Genomic DNA, 24,655 nt, shown 5'->3' on the forward strand with positions numbered 1-24,655 from the left:
TTCACACTGAGTCCGAGCAAGCAGACTCAGTATCCGTGTTTACGGCTGCGACGCGTATCCTGGTTTTACTTTGAATCTTGAGTTGCCTGTTTAGCGAGTGAAACCAATGCTTTCTCAACCTTATCGATTGGCAAGCCACATTCGGCAAGGTGGTGGCGTTCCACTAAGTAATCAGGGTTGTTGTACCCTAACCAAACATCACCGTCTTCATCTTCCCATATCAACGCTTTTTGCGGTAAATCGATCCCTGCAGTTTGGTTACACACCATCATTGGCGTGCCCACTTTCGGGTTTCCAAAAATTACCAATTGCGTAGGCCTAAGCGATAATCCAGCTTTCTTCGCCCCTTCACCATGATCGACGCGTGCCATCACCGTTAAGCCACGTACTTTCGCCGCTGCGATTAAACGATCAGTGGTCACAGGGACATCAAATTGGCTTTTCACTTGAACCATTCCTTGATGAGCAAGGGCCGGCAGCGCGATAAAAGTGGCTGCGAGTGCGATAATTCTCAGTTTTATTCCCATAACAAAGCCCTTTTAAATGTGGCGGATTAATAGCATGTGCTGAGTGAGCAAGACGTTAAAACCTTGCCGAAAGCTTCGGTGGTGAGTCACCTTTTGATAAACAGCACAAAAATTGGGCAAGATGTATGCCCTTATTTTAAGACTAGCAAAATAGTCAGGCTGTCACTGAAAAGCCCTTGGTAATAGGCAGATAGGAACGTTTGTCGCGTTATTGGCTATGGGCACTGTAATGCACAGTCACAGTACTAACTTGTAGCCAACACTGTAAACCGATTGCACGGGGTCATCTTCTGGTGTCACGGCATTAAGCTTTTTTCTGAGCTTCTTGATGTGGCTATCGACGGTTCTTTCACTGACCACGCGGTGATCTTGATAGATGTTATCGATGAGTTGTTGGCGTGAAAAAATCCGGCCGGGTTCGCTGGCGAGCAGGTGGAGTAAATTGAATTCGATGGCGGTGAGCGCGATTTTTGTGTCATGAAAACAGACGTCGTGGCGCGTTTCATCGAGGGTCAATACCGTTTGTGGAGAATCAAGAACACCGCTTGTTTGAGCGTTGTTGTTCGCCGTTGGCTGCACTCGTCTAAGCACTGTTTTGACTCTGGCCACCACTTCTCTTGGAGAAAAAGGCTTACAGATATAGTCGTCTGCTCCCAGTTCTAATCCAAGCAATCGATCAATTTCTTCCACGCGAGCCGTTACAATAATGATAGGGACGTTTGAAAAGGTGCGGATTTCTTTGCAGAGCGTTAGGCCGTCTATAACAGGCAACATGAGATCCATTAAGATGAGGTCAGGGTTATTCTCTTCTACCCATGGTATGACGTTCGAGCCGTCATACCGTTGCGTGACTTGATAGTTTGATTGAACCAGATAATCGGCGATTAACTGAGAAATTTTAGGTTCATCTTCGACGATCAATATGTGCATTTACGCCTTCCCTTGCGATGCAGTTTCGTCAGCTTTTTTGGATGGACTTGCTACTTCCAATGTCATGGTCACACGTAATCCACCTTTGTTTGAACGCTGCGCGGCAATCGTGCCATTGTGCGCGTCGACAATTTTCTTAACGATGGCGAGTCCTAAGCCCGCACCGCCTGTTTTTCTGTTTCTCGAAGTTTCAACACGGTAGAGCTTTTCAAACAATCTCGGTAACGCGTCATCGGGAACAGAAGGTGCGGTGTCATCAATGATCAGTATGACGCTTGATGCTTCGCACCTTAAGGTGACGACGATTTCCCCTGGCGCATCGGTGTACTTCTCGCTGTTCTTTAGAAGGTTTTCCATTAGCTGCTGCAATCGGGTTTCATCTCCCATGACATAGACCGGCGTTGAACAAAAAGACGTGCTCAATGAGATCCCTTTGTCCGCGGCAATAGGGCGGTAGCGTGCCACGGTGTCCGCCGCCAAGTTGCCGAAATTGCACAGCGTCATGTTGTACCGAAATGCACCGATATCAGCATTCGACAGCGTGTAGAGATCTTCGATGAGTGTTTGAAGGTGTGCGATTTCCTCTTCAATGGAAGCGAGGGTGTTTTTATTGGCTGGACGAATCCCGTCGATGATGGCCTCAAACTCGCCTTTTATGATGGAAAGCGGCGTGCGCAGCTCGTGTGCGGTATTGGCAAACCATTCTCCTCTGGCTTTTTCATTCGCATCTAACGTGGTTGCCAACGTATTGATGTCCAGTGCTAACTGCCCAATTTCGTCGGTGCTTTCAACCGCTGTTCGCGTTTGGTATTCGCCTTTAACGAGGCGTTTGGTGGTGGCCGCGATGCGGTTTATGGGTGATGTGAAAACACGAGAGAAGAAAAATGCGGGTACAGCGCCAAGAATGAGGGCGATGGAGGCGAGAAGCAGGAACGCATGCTTTTGGCTTTCAACAAACGCAATATCATATGATGCTTCGGGCACCTTAGAGGGTGGCCAAGCAATGTAGCCCACAACGGTGTTTCCAACCTTGATCGGCAAGGTATCGAAATCTTTCTTATACGGGCCAATAACAGGGATTAAATCATCAGCCAGCAAACTGATACGCATGCCGTTCTTAGGATTACTTCCGCGTCTATTGTGCGGATCATCGCCCATCCGGGGTGGTGGATGGCCCTGTTCTGGCGGCGGGTGGCCTGCATTTCTCTCAGGCGGTGGGCGTCTTGGCGGCGGTCGATGAGGTTTTGGTGGTTCAAATAATGCTTCGAGTTCCCACTCACTTAAGTGTGATTGGGTGACTGTTTCTGTCCTTTGGGAGAGTGTAAGCAGTTTACGCCAATAGAATGGTTCGCTGCGAAGCTGAGAAAAATCCCCCTTCCATTGATGGAAGTTGGCGAGATTGTCAGTGAGTGTTTTATATGTCGCGGCTTCTCGTTGGTTAATGTAACGGATCATGCCATTGTCAAAACTCCACTGTACGGCCCCGTACAAAAGTACCAGCACCATACCAAGCGTGATTAAGAAACTGAACCATAACCGAATGAAAAGTGACATGAAAACTCCAGAGGTTTGTCGTTACAAGAGTATATCCTCCTCAACCTGACGGCGAACACGGAATGGATAAGTTGCACATTTGTTTCACATTTCGCGGGCTACATATCTTTAAAATCGACCTAGGCTAAGAAAGCGCCATATCGAGTTTCGGGGAAATTATGTGCAATACGGATAAGAAAAAAAATACCAAATGGATGCTGGTTTTCGGCTTATCTGTCGGCGTGTCTATTGGATTACAGGGCTGTGGCGGCGGAGGGGATGGCGACAATGCCAACATCACCTTGACGGAAGAACAGACAGCGCTGAATGCCATTATTGAACGTTTAAATTTGGCGGTCAGCCCAACAGCAGGGCGAACAATTCCTGATATCAATGATCCGTTGGCAACTCTCGGTCGAAAGTTGTTTTTCAGTGAAAGTTTGAGTGGCGATCTGGATGTTGCCTGTGCAAGTTGTCATCACCCTATGTTGGGTGGCGCAGATGCGCTCAGCCTTCCCGTCGGTGTTAATGCAACGCAACCTCAAGTACTTGGCGAGGGGCGTGTCGACGGCGATAATTTGCCAGATGTACCAAGAAACAGCCCGACCATTTTTAACATGGCACTTTGGGATACCGGTTTGTTCTGGGACTCCCGTGTTGAGAGCTCAGGGAAAGAGGCAGGGCAGAATGGGGCGGGTTCAACCATCAGTACCCCCGATTCTGGTTTTGGCATTGCTGATGCTAATGCAGGTGACAATCTTGTGGTTGCACAAGCGCGTTTCCCTGTGACATCAGAAGAAGAAATGAAAGACACAACGTTCGAAAATGGATCAAGCAATGACACCATTCGGGGCCATTTGGCTGCGCGTGTTGGTGACTATGGTGCAGGTGTGGGGGAGTTGGCGACAAACCAATGGCTTGCTGCATTCCAAACGGGGTTTAACAGTTCAGCGGATGCAATCACGCTAATCACCTACGACAATATTGCGACAGCCCTCGCCGAATACCAACGTTCGATGGTGTTTGTGAACTCCCCTTGGCAAAACTACCTTGATGGTGATACTACGGCTTTAACCGATCAACAGGTTGAAGGGGCGTTGTTGTTTTTCACTGATACAGCCCAAGGTGGCGCGGGGTGTGTAAATTGCCACAGTGGAAGCCTGTTCAGTGATGGTTTACATCACACCGTTGGTTTTCCGCAAATTGGGCCGGGGAAAAATTCAGGTAACGATGATGATTTTGGGCGCGAGTTAATTTCAGGTGATACTGATGATCGATATCGCTTCCGCACCCCATCGCTTCTCAACATTGCAGTGACGGCACCTTATGGACATGCAGGGGCTTATGGCAGTCTGGATAGGGTGTTGCGTCACTACAACAATCCACGAAACACCGTGAATAATTACTTTAATGATGATCGACTGTGCGATTTAGAACAGTTCGAGAACGTGAGTGGCTGCAATAGCCTCTACAACAGTGCACGTTCGCACTCGATGGATGCCATTTCAAAACTGGAAGATGAACAAGATGATGGCACGTCACAACTGGATAACGTCAACATCAATGGGAATGAACGTGATCAGCTTGAAGCATTCTTGAATGCGTTGACGGACCCTTGCGTGCTTGATCGTTCCTGCATGATTGATTGGATTGCTGATGAAGTGGATGACAACCCGGATGATCAGGTGCTTATCGCGACAGACGAGTTTGGCGTGCCGCTGTAAACCAAACTCAAAGAATCGTTACCTTAAGCGTTACCCTCCCAAACGATGAAGAAAAAACCGATGTAAGTGCGACTAGAAAAGACGTGCCTACATCGGTTTTTCATGTCGTTTGAAAATCTATTTCGAGATATTTTCTAACAGAGAAGGAAATCCCCAACCGTCCTCACCCACTTTTACTGGCTTACCAGACAGGTATTCATACAGCGTTGGTGCAAGCGAACCATTCACTGCCGTCGGTATGCGTTTGTCATTGGTGACAGGTGTGCCCCAAAACCCGATAAAGGCATCTTTCTCGTGGAAATGCTCGCCAGCATGACGGCCCGGCACTTTGGTGTTATAGCCCACACCCATGGCAGGGAACAAGTTGATGGAGCCTGCGCGGTCTTCGTCATACAAGTGTGATAGCTGATTCACGCTATCTGGACGAGGCGTCAGTCTTGTTAGCTGTTGCCATGTGCTTTCATCACACCAAGTCTGTGGGTTGGCGGCGTCTGCTTTGTTCATACATTGGTCGAGCAATGCCGATTTTTCCTGCTGTTCTGATTCGCTCAGCACTGCTGCGTAAGGGTTGCTCTCATACAGATTCAATAGCACGGGTGTTTGGCCGTTTTTGGCATGATACAAAGCACGGTCGCCTTGGCGAGTAATGAACTCATCATGGCGAACGCCACCTTTTACTGCCACTAAGCGCAAAGTACACGCCGATAGGCTGCAATCTTGTTCACGCACTGCGAGGTAATCCAAACTGTCACCAAGGCGTGAAGCGGTTTCGTGCACCATGTCTATCGCAGGGTCATCTTTCCCTACGGACAAGGGTTTCCAGAAGGTTAATTCGCGATAGAGAGGCTGTGTTTCCCACCCGCGCTTACTGTTAAACAGATCCATCATGTAATTGCCGCCCGCCGTGGATGCCACAATTACATCAATCCCTTTGTTGCTGGGATAATCAAAATTATGCGTGATTTTGGGGCCTTCACCTTCGTCAGACGAGATCTTGCGAATACGCAAAGACAGGTCGTACTCCGACTCTATGCCTTCAAACACTTCTTTTTCTGGGCTGACAATATGATAGATAGGTGACAAGCCATGATCCCCCGCCATCCCCCACAGTACCTTGTCGTACACCCCTGCTTTACGGTACACCGCTTCCATTTCTCCGAGCCAAAAATCTAAGCGATTGAGTTCGCCCGTTGGCGCAAGGATTTCATCCGCAAAGGGGCCAGTAAAGTGAGCGAAATGGTCAGCCCAAGGGTTATAGGCCAACACAAAATCAGGCAGTCCTTTTTGGGAGAGTTTGGCGTAATCTTCCAGATTGTCTTTAATGGTCAAGCGCTTGGTGGTGCGTGTGAGCGGTGTCCACCATGTGATGTTCTGATAGGCCTGAATGTCTTTTATTAAGCCTTCGCGCATTGCGTGAAGGGAGACTTCTATCTCGCCGCGCTTACGCAAATCTTTTAAGCAGCGCTGTTCACCAAAATCACGGATCGCCTCGCCGAGACCAAGGTTGATCAGAGGATCGTAACTGGACTGCGCATACCAATCATATTGGGCGTTGCAGTTGAGCGTGACGAGAGGGACGAGCCTTTCAAATTGGGTTTTTGCACCATTACCGTTAAACAGAGGGTCGAGTTGAATGGCGTCATTGCCAAAAAAGTAATAGGCGCGGTCTTGTTGGCGATCGACGAAGTGGAAGTTCGGGATCCCTGTACCACCTTTACCCGCCACGTTTGCACCGGTTTTGATGATAGGCAAGTTGCGCACGCTGATGGTGGGTGTGGTAGAAACACCGTATTCCACAATGCCTTTCGCGCCCTCTTGATAAAGCCTGCTGAAAAACGGCAAGTAGCGAGGGTCGGAATAAGGTGTTTCCGCAATCTCAAATAAGAAGGTGTTATCTGGCGTGTGGTCAGTCTGAGTGACTTCGACGCCTTTTGGTGCGAAGCCTTCGATGTTTTGTTCATCCCGCTTCACTTGCTGCAAGAAAGGTGAAGGTTGTTGACTGACCAAGCCTTGAATCAGACCTTGTTGCAAACCATCGACCGTCATTTGAACAGCAAAAGGGCGTGTGTTTTGATGGCTGAGATAGGTGAATAAGGCATCAGGGTCATCATCCAACGCGTCTTGCATCCATTGGTCAAGTGCATCGATTTTTGCGCCTTCAAGCAGGTACTGGCGATAGCCTTTCAACACATTGAGTCGGACAAAATCAACCAAGCTAATGGTAATGGCTTGGGCGCGATTGTTCTCTTTGGTTTGATTTTCTGGCTTGGCGTCATCAATGATGCCAAGAATGGCGGCCTTCATGTCGCCTTCTTCAAGGCTTTCACTGTACTTCGTCAGCATGTTAATCAGCACTTGCTGGACTGTAGCGACAGTTTCCATGTCGGCTTTGCTGTCAGTGAGATATTGATATTGGTCTGGAAGTTCATCGCCATAAAGCAGTTTGTCTTTGCCGAACAGGGCATCGTACAGCGTGACTAGCGCAGCAATAAATTGGCGATTCAGCAGGGCTTCTTCTTCCGTTTTCGGACCATGACTGCTGGATTTAGCTTCGACTTTTTTCTCTTTGAGTGAAAACAGCGAATGCTGCCATTGCGCCAGTTCTGCGTCGCTGAACGTGTCCAGTAAATGCTGTTTGAAGATATCTTCATTGACCACTTCACCCGTGTAGCGATCGTAAAAGCCATAGAGTAAGTGCCCGAGCTGAATCGCGTATTTCGGATTAGACAATTGAGCAATGACCCTGGCTTTTATGTTCGCATCGAGAGGTAAGGTCAATACCAGCGCATCAAGGGTGACACCACCCACTGTAAACAGTGCAATGTCACGGCTGGTGGCCGCACTGACATTCATGGATTCATAGATCCCAGAGAACACCAATTGGCTGCTGTTGTAGATGGTGCCGACGACAGGCGTACTGCCGAGATCGGGCTGGGCATTCGCAAAAACAGAGAAAGGAGAGAGGGTCAGCGCGAAAGAGACTGCCGCTGCACAGCGTTTTAACGATTGGATGCGCGTCATGAGCTTAATACATTGTCATTGAGTATGACATAGAGCTTACTAAAGATATCAGATTGTTATAAAGGGAGGCGGTGCAGTTTTGCGCAGTTGCTCCGCCCACAAGTGAGAACAAAACTCAGATTTCGCTATCGACGACAGTTAATTGCTGCCAGCTACCTATCGTAAATTATTCGCCGTAGAAAGTGGCGAGATAATCAAGGACGCGTTCATGCTCCTCGTCTTCAAGTTCATCCATGCCTTGTTCATCGACCATCCATTCCAAGGTTTCGTCCCAACTATCGCGACTGAGCCCTTGTTGCACAACCAGATGTAGCGAATGACACACAGAACAGGTAGAGGCAACGAGCGCCATGTTTTCATCCGGCGTGAGAATGCCTTCCCCCAATGCTTTCACAGGCATCGCTTCATCACTGCTTTGCCAATTTGGCGGCGTCGGATTTTTTGTGGCGAGCCACGCAATGATGGCTGCGCGAGCACCGGGATCTTTTACACCGGGATACGCCATGTTGGTGCCTGGTGCGAAATCTGTGGGTGACGTTAAAAAGGCATCAAGGGATTCCGCATCCCATGTTTTCCCTTCAACACGGTTCGCTGAAAGGCCATCGCTGTAATTGAAGCCCGAAAACGCGGCGATTTCTCGATCCGCGAGTCCGTAAAGGGGAGGGCCCACAACCGCAATGCCATTAGGGTCTACCTGATGACAGGCTTTACACACGGCGGCTTGTTGTTCCCCTGCAGCAATCAAGGCATCATCTGCCGCGTTTGCTACGAGGGGAGAAAACAAGAAAGCAGCGCCGAACAACGACGCTGTGGTTGATTTCATCAAAGCCATTCCACCTACCCTTTTACAACGAGTGCGATACGGTGAAAGCTGTTGTTGAGGTAGCCTTTCGGGTTCCATGCAATCGCGAACGGTTGGCTTACACCTTGGTCGTCGGTCGCTTTTGCCCACACTTCGTAATAACCGGCTTGTGGGAAAGTGACTTTCGATTCAAAGGTTTGCCATGCACCGTCATTTGCAGGATCAGAAAGATCGGCATCGATCCACGTTGCGCCAAAATCATTCGAAAGCTGAACCTTGGAAACTTTTCTATCCCCAGACCACGCGTGACCGCGAACCAAGACTTCTTTGCCTGCCACTTCGCTGTTCGTTTGTGGCGAGGTGATCAGCGATTTCACGGGCATTCTTTCGATGATCACAAAATCGTCTTTATCGACTTTCTCACCGGGCGCAACAGGTCGGTTAGGCACGCGATACGCTTTGCCTGTCATCTTCGGCCCATCATGCACTTGGTCTCGCACCGTGATTTTTGTGAGCCATTTCTGTGAACATGAGCCCGGCCAGCCTGGCACAACCAAGCGAAGCGGTGCGCCGTTCATGTCGTGCAATGCTTCGCCATTTTGTGCGAAGGCAATTAGATTTTCACCGCCCAAGGCTTTCTCTATCGGTACCCCACGAGAAATGGGCAGTTTGCCTTCCTTGCCCGAAAGGTGCTTATCCGCACTGTAGTGGGCGGTATACACCGCGCCTTCTTGCACGCCGGCTGCTTTCAATACGTCAGCCAAGCGCACGCCCGTCCAAGAGGAACACGCAACAGCACCTAGGGTCCATTGGTTGCCTTTGGCTTTCGGTTCAAAATACGCGCGGCCATTACCGCCACATTCCACGACCAATTGCTGCTCAACCACCTCGAAGTTCTTCTTGAGGTCTTCGATGGTGAGTGTCATGGGTTTATCGACTAAACCATCAATGGTCAGCGTCCATGTGTCAGCATCGACAGCAGTGGGCGGAATACCGTTGTTACGAATGAAATGTCGTGCCGTTGGCGTGACATCATCATTAAGCAGGTGAGGGGGCGTTTCAGCGTTTAATGGTCTGTCGTTAAGTACGATCAGACCATCTTTCCCTGCAATGGTGACATCATCGAGCCCTTCAGCAAAGGCGGCAGGTACCATGCCTGCTGGCATATTGCGATGAAAAGGAATCGCACCGCCAAGCACGGCTGCCATGGTCGCCAAGCCTGCTCCTTTTAGAAATCCACGTCTGTCAGAATGACTTTTACGACCAAACACCGTTTCGTCTGCGGTTTCTGGGTGCTTGTTATAGAGATCGTAGATGCCTTCCGTTTGTTGCTCGTCCGTGTCTGAAGAATGTCCTTTCTTGTCCGACATGGTGCCTCCTACTTAATGGGCCAACTGAACTGTTTGGATCGTCATTCGGAAAATGTAAGCGGTTACATATTCGAAGATAAAGTATAGGCACACCTTTGATTGGGTTTTAGGGCGACTTGCAGGGCATTCTTAGTAGCGGGACATGGATGCATGATTATGCAATGAAATATGAGAGGTAAGCGCGTTTTTTGGTCAATAAAAAACACGCTTTTCTGTGCGGGATTTTGTTTAAAACTGGGTGGTCATCCATTCGCGAACGACACAGTTTTCATCGGACAGCGCAATATAACGCCATTTATCGAAGGTCAAACAGGGGTGCGATGTCGAGAACGTTAAGATGTCGCCGACTTGAAGGTCAGAATGTTCGGGCACGTCCATAAAGGTGTGTTGATCCATCACGGCGGTAGCGACAAGCCCACTAACATCAATGGCTTTGCCTTGCCTAAAGCCGCGCTCAGCAAGGGGAAGGCCAGCGTCATAGGCGGCATCACGTTTCCCCAACCCAATCACCGCTTTGCCTTTTTCGGGAAGAGATATCACGTATGCCCAGACTTCCAGTGCGTTTTGCAGGTCCCCCTCGATTTGTGCAGCAATCCCTTGGCGTTGTTTGGCTCTCGCGTTTACTTTTTCTTGTGCGGCGCGATAAATGCCGCTGTCGTGCGTGACATAACAGCCGGGGCGAATCACGGGCAACAAGTCAGCATACCGAGAGAAAACATCCGCAACGATGTCATACCATGCTGATCCAGCACCAGTGAGAATAGTGTCAGGCGTGTCTATTAGGCCCTCGTTGTTGAGTGACTGGCAAAATTGTGCAGTGTCTTCGATAAAGGCACGGATGCGATTTTCCATGTCATCGCCATGAATCACGCCTTCATACACTTCAACGCCGGCCAAAGCGACGCCTGGTAGTGCATGTATGTAACGGGCAAGTTCTGCCGCCGCTTCTGTGCCGCGAACGCCGCAGCGCCCACCTGATACGCCCAGTTCAACAAACACCTTCATGCGTTGGTTCTTTGCCGAAAAGAACGCTGATAGTTGTTCCACGTTCTGACGAGAGTCGACGCTGCAATAAATATCGACCACATTCTCGCTTTGTAGTGCGGCAATCGATGCCATGTTGGCTTTGCCGACCAATTGATTCGCGATGATGATGTTCTTCGCCCCCATCGCCACTGTCACTTCAGCTTGAGCGGGCGTGGCGATGGTCATGCCCCATGCACCAGTCGCCAGTTGTTGCTTGAAAAGGGTGGGGGCCATGGAGGTTTTACCGTGTGGACAAAGCTTCACGCCATTTTTATCCGCGAAGGTTTGCATCCACGTCAGGTTGTTGGTTAACGCTGCTTGGGAAATCACGGCAGCAGGTAGGCTAATGTCTTCTTCAAGCAAGTTGTATTGCCCGCTGTCTTTCGGTTCTACCCAAACGCCTTTGGTGCCGATAGGCCAACCTTCTCGATAGGTATCTTGATAAGGGATAGCGTCGTTGCGCATTGGGTGAGTCATTCCTTTTCTCCTAGCCGTTGCCGTGATTAATCTGAAATCTCGAGTGATATCTATCTTACTTATTGTGCTCATTAAAAATTAACACAATGGGTGGTAGGTTTTTGCGTTGCTATTCAATGTTTGAACCTCACGCCGTTCACGCGAACGCTGCGTAAATAAAAGGAAAGCCCCTTGCTGGATACCTTGATTCAACATGTTTGTGTTGTCGATGGTTCAGGACGACCACGTTATGACGCCGATGTTGGGATTGTGGAAGATCGTATCGTTGTCATTCAAGCCAAAAGCGATGTTCAATCTGATGGCGCTCCTCAAGCCAATCGCACCGAGCACGCCAAGCAGGTTATTGATGGGAATGGCTGGGTGTTGGCGCCTGGGTTTATTGATGTGCATACCCACGACGACACCCATGTCATTCGTTTTCCTGCGTGCACACCCAAAATCAGCCAAGGGGTGACGACGGTGATTGTGGGCAACTGCGGCATCAGCGCGTCACCGGCTGTTTTGACGGCTTCGCCGCCCGATCCAATGAACTTACTTGGCCAGCAAGACGACTTTGTGTATCCCGCGTTTTCCGATTACGTCGACGCCGTTGAGCGCACAACCCCTGCGGTGAATGTGGCTGCGCTGGTGGGGCATACCACGCTGCGTAACAACGTGATGGACGATATGTATCGTGCGGCTTCTGTCGAGGAAGTTGCCGCGATGAAACAAGCGCTCAGCGCAGCGTTGTCACAAGGTGCGCTTGGGTTAAGCTCTGGCCTCGCTTACGCCAGTGCAAAAGAAGCTCCGACAGCAGAAGTGATGGCGCTCATGGAAGAACTCGCCGCTTACAAGGGCATTTACACCACCCATTTACGCACGGAATTTGAAGGCATTCTTGATGCAATGGAGGAAGCTTTTCAAACCGGAAAGCACGGCAATGTGCCTGTGGTTGTGTCGCATTTGAAATGCGCGGGAGCAAAGAATTGGGGACGAACCCATGATGTACTGGCATTGATGGAGCGCACCTCCGCGACCCAAGATGTCAGCTGCGATTGCTATCCCTATTCTGCGAGTTCATCTACCCTCGATTTGGCGCAAGTCACCGACGCGTTCGAGATTAAGATTACGTGGTCGGAACGCATGCCTGAACATGCGAATAAGCGGCTTTCAGACATTGCCGCCGAGCTTGGCTTGTCTTTGCATGACGCGGCTCGTGCTCTGCAATCGGCTGGTGCGGTTTATCACTGTATGGACGAAGCCGATGTTGAGCGCGTGTTGCAACATCGGCTTACCGCGATTGGATCGGATGGGTTGCCAAATGATCCACATCCTCACCCGCGTTTGTGGGGTGCGTTTCCAAAGGTGCTTGGGCACTACTGCAGAGAGCGTCAGCTCTTTAGCCTTGAAGAAGCCGTTCATAAAATGACGGGCATGTCAGCGGCGCGATTCAACCTTCGAGATCGAGGCATTCTCCGAGAAGGTGCTTACGCTGACCTCGTGCTGTTTGACCCAAATACCGTTGATGCAGCGGCGACCTTTGATTCCCCCGTCCAAGCGGCAAAAGGCATTAAACAGGTCTGGGTGAATGGGCGAACAAGCTGGTGCGAACCCAATACTGCTGCCGCACAAGATGTTACCCGTGCGGGGCGTTTTTTAAAGCGAGGTTGTGTGTAAACAGCCTCTTCCCCCCAAGCTCACTAAGGTACGTTCGACGAGGATGTGAAGGTTGCTTGGGAATACGTGCGAACACATTTTATAGGGAGTAAAAACAATGACAATTAAGCGCTATGGCGTTGAAGGCGGAAAGGGGACGGGTGGGCAACATTTACCGTTCGCGCGTGCGGTTGAAGCGGGTGGTTTTCTGTATGTATCTGGTCAAACCCCCATGATAGATGGCGAAGTTGTCGAGGGCGGTATTGTTGATCAATCTCGCTTAGCGATACAAAACTGCGTCGATATCATGAAAGAAGCCGGATACGGATTGGAAGATGTGATCCACGTGAAAGTAGTGTTGACCGATTCGCGCTATTTTCAGTCGTTCAATAAGGTGTTTCAGTCATTTTTTGGCGAACACCCACCTGCACGAATTTGCATGGTTGCCGATCTGGTTGTCGATGTGAAAGTGGAAGTCGATGTGACTTGCTATCGAGAAGATCGCCGCTAAACAAGAACCTGCTGACCAAACAATCATAACAACATTACGTCTCACACCACTTGGCCATCAGGAATGATGGCTTTTTTCTTTCTCTGTTTTCTCTGTTTTCTCTGCTTTCTCCATCAGATGCGCCTGCGTGCCATCGAGTTCCAACATTGCTGTATCACTGAACGCAGGTGAACCAAAGAGATACTGGAGTCGCGTCTTCATCGGCGTTGGCGTGCGGGAAAAAGCCAGTGTGATGAGCGTTTTCCATTGATGGAACGTCGCCACAAACGGATTCCAACTGTTGATGGGTTTTGGAATGCCATAGTCGATGTGAATATCGTCCCTTTCTTCCACATAGGTGCCAAAAAACTTGTCCCAAATGATCAGCACGCCCGCAAAATTGCGGTCTATATACTCTGGGTTTCTCGCGTGATGTACGCGGTGATGTGAAGGCGTATTGAAGATGTACTCAACCCAGCCAAGCTTGCCGACAATGCGCGTGTGAACAAAGAATTGGAACCCAAGGTTGAGTGCGACAACCAACACCACGAACGTAGGGTCAAACCCAATCAGCATCAATGGCGTCCAAAACAGCCACATGCCAGACAGTGGATAGGTCAGGCTTTGGCGAAAGGCCGTCGTGAAATTCATGTTCTCAGAACTGTGGTGTGCCACGTGTGAAGCCCAAAGCCAGTGAACATGGTGTGACGCGCGGTGGAACCAGTAATAGAAGAAGTCTTGCAGCACAAACACGGCGAAAACGGTGACAGGCGTCAGGGTGATATCAAACAGGCGGAATTGAAACAACCAAAGGAACAAGGGCATGAGTAGCAAGGTGGCAATGACGTCCGCACCTTGATGAAGCCCAGCAAGGCTGAAGTTGCAGATCAATTCTTTGAGGGAGTAATCAGCTTGGTGACGGCGTTTTAGCGCGCGATATTCTAAGATCATGCAGATCAAAAATATCGGGGAGAGAAAAAGCAGTGTCAGTGATTCTAAGCCTGAATCCATGTCGCCTCCATCTGTATTCTGTATTGATATCCATAAAAACGGCTTGGATACAGATGACACTACATGACTGTAGGAGAAGCGACAAATTCAGTGCGGAAAAATGATACAGCGACAAACGTACGGGTTAGGGCTTATTTATCTTTTCCATTGCGTTCGCCCACGGATCTGCAGGGGTTGCATCGCCTGTGCAGAACGTGTCGAGGTAAAGGTTTTCAACTTGTTCCTTTGCCCAAGGCGTACGGCGCAAAAATTTCAGGCTCGATTTCACGGAAGGATCGTTTTTAAAGCAGTTAATGGCGATCAGTTTGCCAAGCTGCTGCCAGCCGTAATGGTCAGCTAGATCATTAACGATTTGTTCAAGCTTAACGCCGTGAAGTGGGTTATTAGGTTGCGCGTGCATAGTACTGCTCATCAATCATTGGAAACGGCTGCGACTCTGCCACAATGTGCGTCAGTGCGCAATAAAACGTGATAGATGAGAGGGTGGGACGTGTGATTTTCAAGGCAATAAAAAAGGAGCGAAACGCTCCTTTTTTCAATTTCTGGTCAGAATTAACGACGCATAGAAAGCGTTTGGTCGCTGAACTGTGTCATGCGAAGGCGCGTTTTAATGTCTTCACACGCGCGTTGAACACTGAACGTCTCTTCGTTAGAAAGATGGAAAGACAAGGTGCTCGTAAAACGAATGTCTTCACACACATCAGCCAACCCAACAAGGTCGCTCAATTTGGCATCTGTCGGATCTTTTAGCATTTTTTCATGCTGCTTCTGGATCTGAATAGTATAGATTTTGCTCGAATAAGTGTAAGAGGAAAGTGTCATCGCGATCATGGCAATCAGCAAGATTGCAGAAACGATGAAAAGTGGTTTTTTATTAGGCAAATCTTCAAACATGCGAACTTCTTATTGATTTAATTGTAGGTAACTCTCAAACGGAGTGTGAGTCTACTCTTCTAGGCATTCCTATCGCAAGCGCCTTGCGTTTCATTTCTCGTTCTTTTTGAGATGCTAATCCCAAAATATGCACTTCGCTGCGCATTCACGACAGTTGTGATTCGCAACCTTTGAATTATTAGGTTGTTGCACACTTTTTTCTGGCGACATTTGCATACGGTTAAGTATAATGAGAATCAATATCAATAAAGGCCTGTTTAATTATGTGCCAAGTTCTGATGATCGAACGTGTTGCTTCGCTGTGTGGTTGGGTTAAAACCACGTTTGCCCAACACGGTTGTAAAGTAACAAGAGTGCTGCATCTGAATCAGGCGGAAATTGCACTTAAACAGTGTCATTTTGATTTGGTGCTGATTGCATCGGAGAACTCAGAACTGTGTTTGCCTGATATAAAGGTGCTTCGTCATCAAACCATGGCACCTATGATTGCTTTGCTGCCTCCGGAATCTGAGTTTGATGATGTTTCTTTATATCAATGTGGTGTCGATAAGTGCCTGTCTAACAGCATCGACCGCACGTCACTTTGGGAAGCGGCGCAAAGCGTGTTGAGCGAATCCGCTGAAGTGAAATAGACAGTGAAAAGCACGAGATAAGAAAGGACTGAACACCTGCGACGGAACGCGCTTGTCTTTGGCATGGCGACAAATCGTTGGAGTAAACCTCAGCGAATGAGAAAGCATGATAGGCGAGGGCGTGTGTTGGAATGGACGACGACCTCTGAATTTACGCAACTTGTTCTTGCTGAGGAATAACAATCGTCACTTATGCAATATAGCGCGGTATACTTGGCGAGTTTTTGTTACGCGCAACCATTTTACCCAGAGACTAGCACGACCATGACAATCAACCTGCGTATGGCATCACTTGTATTGATGACCTTGCCTTTTTCTCTTCATGCCAGCGAGCTTGATACGGCGACTGCCATTGAAGCGCAAACGACAAAATCTGCTGCGGCTTCTCAACAACGCATTGATACCAGCGCCATTACGTCGCTTCAACTCAAAGCGGACATTGCGCAACGCCAACAAGAAATTGAAAACCTCACCTTGTATCGCAATCACCTTCAAGCACTGGTCGCAGACCAAAACAAAGAAGTGGGTAGCCTGAATCAACAAATCACAGACATAAAAGAGACCCGCAAAGGCGTGGTACCACTTATGTATCGCATGATTGATGATTTGCAGACCTGGATTGAGCAAGATTTGCCGATCAAATCTGAAACCCGAACGGCGCGCGTTGAAACACTTAAAGCCATGATGGGGCGTGCCGATGTTGCAGATGCTGAAAAGTTTCGACAGATCCTTGAAGCCTATTTGGTGGAGTTAGCTTACGGCGGCAAAATGGGTTTGTACCAAGAAACGTTGAACATTGCGGGACAGCAACGTGATGTTGATGTGCTGCACCTTGGCCGTTTATCGTTGGTCGCGCGTAGCCTTAATGGTGAAACCTTTTGGTATTTCGATGCGCCATCCTCGTCTTGGACGGCGGTGGATGCCAGTCAAAACGAAGATTTGACCTTTGCCTTTAAGGTTGCCAATCAAAGCGTTGCGCCAACACTACTGACATTGCCGCTTTCTGTGTCGCCTTCTCATGCGGAGGCACAACAATGAGCCGAATGAAACGCACACTCATCGCTGCGCTGTCTGTCAGTGCGCTTCTCTCTCCTTTGCCCGCATTGAGCGACTTGGTGACCGACACTAATCTTGCTCAGCAGCAATCGAATGCGCACAACGCGACTCGCGAAGCGGGGTTTGAAGACACCGAGCAGAGCTTGAAAGCGCAATTGGCTGTGCTAGAAGCACAACATGCTGCGCTAGAAATTGAAACACAAACCCTGAGCGATACCTTTAGCGACAACGAACAGTATTTAGCCGAGCTTGATGAATCCCTTCGCTTGGAAACGGGCACATTGGGTGAGCTTTTCGGCGTGCTTCGTCAATCTAGCCGCGAGCTGAAAAACGAACGTGTTGATGCTCCCGCAGCCATTGGCCAGTCTGACTATGATGCGGCGCTTGATCTGATTTTGGATGCGAAGACCTTACCGTCACTGTCTGCCCTGAATACCGTTTGGCATGGTATGCAAGCAGAGCTAGAAAACGGACACGTGATTGCGCCATTGACGCTGAATGTGCGTGATGCAGAAGGCGTAGTTACTGAACGTGCCGTCACACGCTTAGGTAACATTGGGTTGGTGGATCAACACGGCTACCTTGGTTGGAACAGTGCGAAGCAGCAAGCTAACCTGTTGCCTGTTCAACCTAAACATGGCCTAACGTCGAACTCGTTAGCACAAGCTAATGCGGGTGACAGCGTGATCCTCGATCCGACCCGTACCGAATTACTCCAACAATTGGCCTTTACCCCAACCTTGAGCGAACGATTTGAGCAGGGCGGTCTCGTCGGGAAAATCATCGCTGTGTTGCTGTTTGTTGGACTTGCGATCAGTGCGGTTCGCGGTGTGTCTTTGTTCCGCGCCCGTGTGGCGATTCGCAAGCAAATGAAACACCCAGAAACAGCGGGTGATAACCCACTTGGACGCATTCTGTCTGTGTATCAACAAGCACCGAACCGTTCACTGGATGCGCTTGAGCTTCACTTGCTTGAAGCCATTGTCGATGAACAACAGGGCTTTGAAAAAGGTCTCTCAATGCTCAAGTTGCTTGCGGCCCTCGCGCCTATGTTGGGTCTGTTGGGCACAGTGACAGGCATGATTGAAACCTTCCAAGTGATCACCCAGTTCGGTAACGGCGACCCAACCGTGATGGCGGGTGGTATTTCCATGGCGCTTATCACCACGGTGCTTGGCCTTGTTGCTGCAATGCCATTGCTATTGGCGCACAACGTATTGAGCACGCAAGCGGAAACCTTGCGCGGCATGCTAGAGAAAGTCGGCATTAGCTTGGTGGCGCAGCAGTCTGATCTGGCTGATAACACGGTGACCAAGGCAATCGCATGACCGATCTAGGCACCGAACTGAGTAACGAACTAGCAACAGTGGCTTCTCAACCTCTCGCGGCTGGCCTGTTCGATGGGCAATTGCTTGAACAGGGTTGGCAATCGCTCTCCATGTTCATGCAGCAGGGCGGCCCCATACTATGGGGCTTGGCGCTGGTCGGTGCCGCAAGTTGGTTAGTGGTGATCGAGCGATTGATTTACGTGTTCAATGTGTTTCCAAAACAGGAAAAACACTGGATTGAACAGTGGCGTCAGCGCAAAGGCCAACGCGAATGGGCATCACGCGCCATTCGAGATGGCTGGCTATTTGAAGCGCATGTGTCGCTGCACCGCAACCTCAATTTACTCAAAGCATTAGTGTCACTGTGTCCCATGTTGGGGCTATTGGGCACCGTCACTGGCATGATCACTGTGTTTGATGTGATGGCCGTGCAAGGCACGGGAGAGCCACGTTTGATGGCGGCGGGTATTTCAATGGCAACCCTTCCGACGATGGCGGGCATGGTTGTGGCGCTTGCGGGCATGTTCGCGCAAGCCCGAATTTCTAAAGTTTGTGAGCGCCGTGAAGCGTCGCTGACGAAAGCATTAAGGAGTCGCTCGTGAGATTTCAGCGTGCGCAAAAAAATCGTGAAGACGCTCAAATTGATCTCACGTCGATGCTCGACATCGTTTTTATCATGCTGATTTTCTTTATCGTGACGAGCTCGTTTGTGCGTGAATCCGGTGTGGATGTAAACCGTCCTTCTGCTAGCAATGCTTCTGCCAAAGCCAGCGCCGGTATTTTCGTGGCGATTACCGCCAACAATGACATCTACATTGATCAGCGTGTCATTGATGCAGAACGTGTCGAAGCGACATTGGAGCGCCTGTTGATAGATCAACCCGAAGCGTCTTTAGTGATTCAAGCCGATGAACACGCCTATAACGGCACTGTGGTCACGGTGATCGATGCCGCTAAAAGTGCGGGTATTGCCAATATCGCGTTGGCGGCGGAGCAACCCTAATGTCACGTTGGGTTATTGCACTGCCTTTGGCGATTGCGTGTGTGTCTGGCCTGTTTCTATTGATGGCAGCCATGGTGACACCGACAACGTTTAAAGACGATGAAAACAAAAGCGGCATGGTGTTTGATTTGGTGATGCAAGAGCCTGAAATGGAACTGAATCGACGCCATCGCGACGTACCGCCAAAGCCGGAAGAACCGCAAGAGCCTATGTCTCAGCCTGCACAAGCAGCGGCGCCTCAAACACAGACACAGACCTTGTCTTCCCCGCTCCCTCAGTTATCGTTTGATATGCAGGTAGAAGGGATCAGCATTTCAGCGCCAACGTTTGAGCAGCCTGTTGTTGCAGAAAGTGCGGTGGGAGAGATTGCCGATGTCAGTCTTGCTGCGCCGATAGCATCAGATTTGGATGGCACGTCGAATCAACAAGCCATGCCAATGTATCGATCAGAGCCGAGCTACCCTGCGAAGGCACTGCGTCGCCGCATTGAAGGGTTTGTGGTGATCCGTTTTACCATTGATGAAACCGGGCGTCCGCAAGATTTAGAAGTGGTAGAGGCCTCGCCGAAGCGCGTTTTTGAACGCGATGCCATGCGCGCCCTAAAGCGTTGGAAATACCAACCAAAACGTCTTGACGGTAAAGCCATCAAGCAACCGAATCAAACAGCAAAAATAGAGTTTAAGTTAGCCAAATGATGTGTCGTCGCACCTTCTCATTGTCAAAAGCCATTCGCTGCGTGTGTCTCGCTGTCGCGCTATGTTCAGCGCCGTCGTTTGCTGCACAATTGTCGCAAGGCACTGTGCTGAAAGTACAGAAAGCGTTCGCGTTTCAAGAGAAGGAAGCGTGGCATGATGCGATTACTGTATTGCGTGAAATAGAGACCAAGAAAGCCTACGATCGCGCTTACGTTGATCGCATGCTGGGTGTGTTGTATTGGCAAACAGATGATGTGAACGCCGCGATGCGTTTTCTAGAGAAAGCGGTCAAAAGCGATGCGTTGTCGGGTGACGAAATGCGTTCAGCACAACGCATGCTTGCGGATTTGTACTTGTCGAACGGCAACTATAAATCCGCCGCATCGCTGTATTCACAGCTGGTAAAAACCGCCAAAGACAAAAAAGAGTCAGCAGAGCTGTGGTTGCGTTTGGCTCAGGCGAATTATCAACGCAAGGCGTGGAAAAGCACGCTGACCGCCATTAACAAGCACCTTACTTTGACCTCGCCGGATACGGTGTCAGCACTTTCGATCAAGCTGGGCGCAGAACTTCAACTGTCCCGCTGGAAGCGCGCAAATAGCACCCTGGAACACCTCATCGCCCTTGAGCCCAAGAAAAAGGTATGGTGGATACAACGCGCAGGCAACTATCAACGTTTAGCGCAGCCTGAGAACATGCTGAGCACATTACTTCTCGCGCAACGTGAAGGCATTGAACTGACCACCTCAGAGCAAAGAACCATCGCGCAGCTATATGCGCAAAAAGGCGTGCCGGAAAAAGCCGCGTTAGTGTTAGACAGCTTACCCGCTTCAGAACAAGATGCAGTGACCCTGTCGCAGAGTGCCTCTTACTGGCAGCATGCCAAAGAGTGGGAGAACGCCATCTCAGTATGGAAGAAAGCCGCAAATGCCGATAACACGTACCGTTGGCAATTGGCTCAGCTTCAACTTCAACAAGGGCTTTATGTAGAAGCACTGTCGAGCTTGAACAAAGTGACATCGCCTGAGAAAAAAGCCTCGGTAGAAATGCTACGGGCAACGGCGTATGACAAACTGGAACAGGCCGACAATGCCTTGCTCCATGCAAAGCGTGCGTATGATCTTCTCCCATCGCCGAAGAGCGAAAGCTGGGTGAACTACCTGACCCAGAAACGAAAAATGGCCAAGGTTTCAGCAACCCCTCAAGTGCACTAAATACGCAGTAACATTTATTGTGTCGTTCTCCTTTTTTATTAGTTGATAATCGCGTCAATACCGCCGTATTATCCTTGCCTAATCTTACAAGAACCCCATTTTTATTGGGGTTGTTAGGTGAATACTCGGCCATCAGAGAAGTACACCTTCTCAGCCGGTTAAGGAAAACACGCGAAAGGGCAACATTGCTCACTCGTATTATCAAGAGAACACGCTGAATGACGCTAGACCTGATCACCGACATCCTTGGTTGGACATCGGTTGCTTTCTATATTTCTATCACCATCTTCAACACCATGAAGTTCACCCGTTTTGCCGCGTTTGGCTCTGCCGCCAACGATACACTCTGGGCATTTTTAATGGGCTGGTGGCCTAAAGTCATTCTCAACCTCTCTGTTGCTTCCTTGAACACCTATCGTTACGCGAAGGATTTCACCTCAGCGCCTAAGTCGGTGATCATGGGCTTAGGTGGCTTGATGGCGGCGGGTATTCTTTACATCGCTTATGTTGCCGTATCGGGTTTCATCGCTGATCCCACTTTGGCAGTGGCGCTTCAATTCGCCGATTTAGGTGTGATTCTCGCGGCGTTGTACATGACCACTTTGACGAACTACCGCAAGCTGATGCTACTTTCAGGCTTCATCGGTATGGCGGCTTACTATGGCAACGACCAAATGATGATCATCAAAGCGCTGGTCATCGGCATCATGACGTACAAGCTGCTTTTCGATAAATCACAGAATGTTGAAACGGCGAACGCTGCGTAAAAATAATGCGGCTTCGACGAGAGAAAACACAAAAACGGCACTGCTTGCAGTGCCGTTTTTTATGGGGGGAGAAAAGCGGTTATTCAGCGGTCAGCGGTTTAAGGCCAGCTAAAATCGTTGGCAGAAGCTCGGACACCGTTGGGTGGACAGGCAAGGCTTGCTGCATGATGCGATAGCTCGCACCCGTTGCCATGTAGTTGGTGATTACCGAAATGATCTCGTCGCCGTTGAGGCCAAACACGGTTGCACCGAGGAATTGCTCGGTATCACCATCAACAATCAATCGGATCAAACCACGCGTTTCACTCTCTTCTTTGGCGCGACTGACGTTGGCCATTTTCATGTCTGAAATCAGAATATTCTGGCCTTCGGCAACCCGCTTTTTCGCGTCAGTCATTGAGAGGCCAACACGGCCTAACGGTGGATCCGTAAACATGGCATACGTTGTTGGACGTTGGTCTGCACCTTTCCATTGATACAAATCCTGCATGCCATCCAGCGAGGCTAAAACAATCTCATGATCATGGTAGCTCGTGTGCGTAAACGCACCGCGGCGGTTAACGTCGCCCAGCGCCCAAATGCCGGGCACATTGGTTTGCAGTTGGGGATTGGTTTTGATGTAACCACGGTCATCGCGCTCCACACCCACACTTTCTAGTGCCAAGTTTTCGGTGTTTGGTACACGTCCTGTCGCGAAGAGAATGTGGCTAGCTTCGAGGACTTCACCGTTCCCTAAGGTCACCGTTACGCCGCCATTGTCCGTGGGAGCTAACGACGTCATCGCGGCTTCAAGATACAGATTCACGCCTTCATCTTTCATCATGTCGGCAATGATATCGGACACATCCGGGTCTTCGCGTTCAGCCAGTGCATCCGCGCGATGGAGTATCGAAACCTCAGACCCTAATCGACGGAATATCTGTGCCATTTCGAGGCCAATGTAGCTGCCTCCTACGATCACGAGGTGTGATGGTCGCTCGTTTAGCGCAAGTAGCCCGCGGTTGTCTAAATGGCGAACGCTATCAAGCCCGGTAACCGGCGGGGTAAAAGAGCGAGTGCCCGTATTCAAAAAGACGTCAGGCGCGGCGAGACGGCGGCCGTCAACGTCGACGAGAAACTTATCGCCGTCTTTACCGGCAATTTGCCCCCAACCAAAGATCACCTCGATATTGTCGAAGCTGTTTAGCCACTGCGTCAATCCAGCTCGAGAGGTGTTCACGCGCTCACGCATGCGTTCCATGGCCGCCAAAAAGTCGATCTGAACGTCCCCAGCAGACACACCAAACTCCTCGGCATGTTTGACCATGTGTGCCACTTTCGCTGACTTACGTAACGTTTTTGTCGGCGTACAGCCATTGTTGACACAGGTTCCTCCCAATTGGTCGCCTTCTATGAGTGCAACGCGAAAACCACGCTTTGCCAATTGTGCTGCCAGCGCAGGCGCTGCTTGGCCAGACCCGATCACTATTTTGTCAAATTGCTCCATAATACGATTCCCCAATCAGTACATGTATTCAGAATTTTTCGAGCTAATGGCACAGCTCCACTATGCCGCTAGTTCGTGCATCACTCACGGCATCAACCAGTATTCGATAATTTGAGTATGAAGATTGAGCGGATGGGTCATGTTTGTGACGAGTGGGGAAGAGAGCCGTTAGCGTCTGCCAAGGTTCGGCGACACGATAAAAGTTGCGAAAAACGCGCATAAGTAGTGGTAAATGACACCTCAGTATTTAGAATGCACGAACTGAAATTATTATCGAATTAGAGTGACCTTATGCTTCGTGATTACACCTTTGAATGTCTCGTAACCATGCCTCGCCATGAACTGGAAGAGTTTAGTGCTCGAATCATAAGCAAAATGGTGCCAGAAGACGTGATGAGTGAAATTTTCACGTTTGAGCAAGAGGAAATAGACAGCGAAGAGCGTTTATTGTCAGCACGTCTTGATGCCATGCTACGCATGACGGCGATTGCACTGAACGAAACGCAACAAGCGTTTGATGACTCAGAAAACGCCAAGCAAAACAGCGAAAGGATGACGCGATTGATCCTTTGGCATTTCTACGCGATTTCGTTCCGTTTGGAACAAGCCATTTCCCTTGAGATCCATTGTGAACACGTTGAAGCATTGCTGAAAAACGCACCTACGGATGTGTTTGCATGGGTCAAAACCCTCACCGAACTGCTTCACACCTACGCGGAAATCAGCGAGAAGCAAAACCCACAAGGGTGAGTAAACCGCTGGGGTAACTCCCTCTGAGTTTGTAGAAACGGCACTGGTATCAGCGCCGTTTTTTTGTGTCTGGGGGAAAGGAGATATTGGTATTTTTATAAATTGTTTTTGCCCCAAAGTGAGCCAGTATGATTTTCGATGAGGTGTTTAAAAGTCTCCTATTTACCCTACTATTTATAATCCGAAACGTGCTTTTCCACGGTTGATACACACAGTAAATGCAAAGATGTCGCATAATACCGACGTAGCCCCATTTTGGGGTTGAATACACTGTTAAATTTTGT

General features: G+C 49.6%; 23 protein-coding genes. 12 read left to right on the top strand and 11 right to left on the bottom strand.

The features are described 5' to 3' along the window. Positions 1-65: 65 nt before the first annotated feature. The 3 genes from BCT27_RS04615 to BCT27_RS04625 form a co-directional block, all read right to left on the bottom strand. Positions 66-527, bottom strand: a complete 462-nt coding sequence (locus tag BCT27_RS04615; protein ID WP_017017415.1) for a DUF302 domain-containing protein — start codon at positions 525-527, stop codon at positions 66-68. Positions 528-764: 237 nt separating this feature from the next. Beyond that, the gene (locus tag BCT27_RS04620) at positions 765-1,457 is read right to left on the bottom strand and encodes a response regulator (protein ID WP_102395176.1); all 693 of its coding nucleotides are present in this window, start codon (positions 1,455-1,457) and stop codon (positions 765-767) included. Next, a complete protein-coding gene (locus tag BCT27_RS04625; RefSeq protein ID WP_102395177.1) occupies positions 1,458-3,011 on the bottom strand; it encodes an ATP-binding protein in 1,554 nt (517 codons plus the stop codon). It lies immediately after the preceding gene. Between the two features lie 158 nt (positions 3,012-3,169). Here BCT27_RS04625 and BCT27_RS04630 point away from each other — a divergent pair, with 158 nt between their 5' ends. After that, the gene (locus tag BCT27_RS04630; RefSeq protein WP_102395178.1) at positions 3,170-4,714 is read left to right on the top strand and encodes a cytochrome-c peroxidase; all 1,545 of its coding nucleotides are present in this window, start codon (positions 3,170-3,172) and stop codon (positions 4,712-4,714) included. A gap of 117 nt (positions 4,715-4,831) precedes the next feature. Here the strand turns inward: BCT27_RS04630 and BCT27_RS04635 are convergent, their stop codons facing one another. From BCT27_RS04635 to BCT27_RS04650, 4 genes are all read right to left on the bottom strand, one after another. After that, on the bottom strand, positions 4,832-7,567 hold the full coding sequence (locus BCT27_RS04635) for an alkaline phosphatase family protein (RefSeq protein ID WP_102395258.1): 2,736 nt from the start codon (positions 7,565-7,567) through the stop codon (positions 4,832-4,834). Between the two features lie 334 nt (positions 7,568-7,901). Then, positions 7,902-8,558, bottom strand: a complete 657-nt coding sequence (locus tag BCT27_RS04640; protein WP_198597515.1) for a c-type cytochrome — start codon at positions 8,556-8,558, stop codon at positions 7,902-7,904. A 14-nt stretch (positions 8,559-8,572) separates the two neighbouring features. Further along, a complete protein-coding gene (locus BCT27_RS04645) occupies positions 8,573-9,907 on the bottom strand; it encodes a molybdopterin-dependent oxidoreductase (protein WP_102395180.1) in 1,335 nt (444 codons plus the stop codon). 228 nt (positions 9,908-10,135) lie between these two features. Then, a complete protein-coding gene (locus BCT27_RS04650; protein WP_102395181.1) occupies positions 10,136-11,398 on the bottom strand; it encodes an amino acid deaminase in 1,263 nt (420 codons plus the stop codon). Positions 11,399-11,581: 183 nt separating this feature from the next. On the opposite strand from BCT27_RS04650, the gene BCT27_RS04655 reads away from it, so the two are divergent. Then, complete coding sequence (locus BCT27_RS04655) at positions 11,582-13,066, top strand: N-acyl-D-amino-acid deacylase family protein (protein WP_102315862.1); 1,485 nt, start codon at positions 11,582-11,584, stop codon at positions 13,064-13,066. Between the two features lie 97 nt (positions 13,067-13,163). Then, complete coding sequence (locus BCT27_RS04660; RefSeq protein ID WP_017008719.1) at positions 13,164-13,556, top strand: RidA family protein; 393 nt, start codon at positions 13,164-13,166, stop codon at positions 13,554-13,556. Positions 13,557-13,613: 57 nt separating this feature from the next. Here BCT27_RS04660 and BCT27_RS04665 read toward each other — a convergent pair whose 3' ends face one another. The 3 genes from BCT27_RS04665 to BCT27_RS04675 form a co-directional block, all read right to left on the bottom strand. Further along, entirely contained in the window at positions 13,614-14,546 is a 933-nt protein-coding gene (locus tag BCT27_RS04665) for a sterol desaturase family protein (RefSeq protein WP_102395182.1), read from the bottom strand. 124 nt (positions 14,547-14,670) lie between these two features. After that, positions 14,671-14,946 (bottom strand): VF530 family protein, encoded by a 276-nt coding sequence (locus BCT27_RS04670; protein ID WP_017008721.1) that lies wholly within the window; start codon positions 14,944-14,946, stop codon positions 14,671-14,673. Between the two features lie 152 nt (positions 14,947-15,098). After that, on the bottom strand, positions 15,099-15,440 hold the full coding sequence (locus tag BCT27_RS04675; RefSeq protein ID WP_102315864.1) for a hypothetical protein: 342 nt from the start codon (positions 15,438-15,440) through the stop codon (positions 15,099-15,101). Positions 15,441-15,703: 263 nt separating this feature from the next. Between BCT27_RS04675 and BCT27_RS04680 the strand changes: the two genes are divergently transcribed. The 8 genes from BCT27_RS04680 (at position 15,704) to BCT27_RS04715 (ending at position 22,135) form a co-directional block, all read left to right on the top strand. Further along, the gene (locus BCT27_RS04680) at positions 15,704-16,072 is read left to right on the top strand and encodes a DNA-binding transcriptional response regulator (protein WP_102315865.1); all 369 of its coding nucleotides are present in this window, start codon (positions 15,704-15,706) and stop codon (positions 16,070-16,072) included. A gap of 264 nt (positions 16,073-16,336) precedes the next feature. After that, entirely contained in the window at positions 16,337-17,110 is a 774-nt protein-coding gene (locus BCT27_RS04685; RefSeq protein ID WP_102395259.1) for a DUF3450 domain-containing protein, read from the top strand. Next, positions 17,107-18,456: a MotA/TolQ/ExbB proton channel family protein gene (locus BCT27_RS04690; protein ID WP_102395183.1), complete on the top strand. Its 1,350-nt coding sequence runs from the start codon at positions 17,107-17,109 to the stop codon at positions 18,454-18,456. The genes BCT27_RS04685 and BCT27_RS04690 overlap by 4 nt, the downstream gene beginning before the upstream one ends. Beyond that, on the top strand, positions 18,453-19,058 hold the full coding sequence (locus BCT27_RS04695; RefSeq protein WP_102395184.1) for a MotA/TolQ/ExbB proton channel family protein: 606 nt from the start codon (positions 18,453-18,455) through the stop codon (positions 19,056-19,058). Before BCT27_RS04690 ends, BCT27_RS04695 begins: the two co-directional genes overlap by 4 nt. After that, the gene (locus BCT27_RS04700) at positions 19,055-19,459 is read left to right on the top strand and encodes an ExbD/TolR family protein (RefSeq protein WP_102315868.1); all 405 of its coding nucleotides are present in this window, start codon (positions 19,055-19,057) and stop codon (positions 19,457-19,459) included. The genes BCT27_RS04695 and BCT27_RS04700 overlap by 4 nt, the downstream gene beginning before the upstream one ends. Beyond that, positions 19,459-20,154, top strand: a complete 696-nt coding sequence (locus BCT27_RS04705) for an energy transducer TonB (RefSeq protein ID WP_102395185.1) — start codon at positions 19,459-19,461, stop codon at positions 20,152-20,154. The genes BCT27_RS04700 and BCT27_RS04705 overlap by 1 nt, the downstream gene beginning before the upstream one ends. Beyond that, positions 20,151-21,368: a tetratricopeptide repeat protein gene (locus BCT27_RS04710; RefSeq protein ID WP_102395186.1), complete on the top strand. Its 1,218-nt coding sequence runs from the start codon at positions 20,151-20,153 to the stop codon at positions 21,366-21,368. Before BCT27_RS04705 ends, BCT27_RS04710 begins: the two co-directional genes overlap by 4 nt. Positions 21,369-21,586: 218 nt before the next feature. After that, positions 21,587-22,135 carry a hypothetical protein gene (locus BCT27_RS04715; RefSeq protein WP_102315871.1) on the top strand — a complete coding sequence of 183 codons (549 nt, stop codon included), beginning with the start codon at positions 21,587-21,589 and terminating at the stop codon, positions 22,133-22,135. A gap of 79 nt (positions 22,136-22,214) precedes the next feature. On the opposite strand, the gene BCT27_RS04720 is transcribed toward BCT27_RS04715, so the two are convergent. Next, positions 22,215-23,621, bottom strand: a complete 1,407-nt coding sequence (locus tag BCT27_RS04720; protein ID WP_102395187.1) for a mercuric reductase — start codon at positions 23,619-23,621, stop codon at positions 22,215-22,217. Positions 23,622-23,912: 291 nt separating this feature from the next. On the opposite strand from BCT27_RS04720, the gene BCT27_RS04725 reads away from it, so the two are divergent. Beyond that, positions 23,913-24,371, top strand: a complete 459-nt coding sequence (locus tag BCT27_RS04725) for an exoribonuclease R (RefSeq protein WP_102395188.1) — start codon at positions 23,913-23,915, stop codon at positions 24,369-24,371. Positions 24,372-24,655 lie beyond the last annotated feature (284 nt).

The organism is Enterovibrio norvegicus (assembly GCF_002876705.1).
Classification (GTDB): domain Bacteria; phylum Pseudomonadota; class Gammaproteobacteria; order Enterobacterales; family Vibrionaceae; genus Enterovibrio; species Enterovibrio norvegicus_B.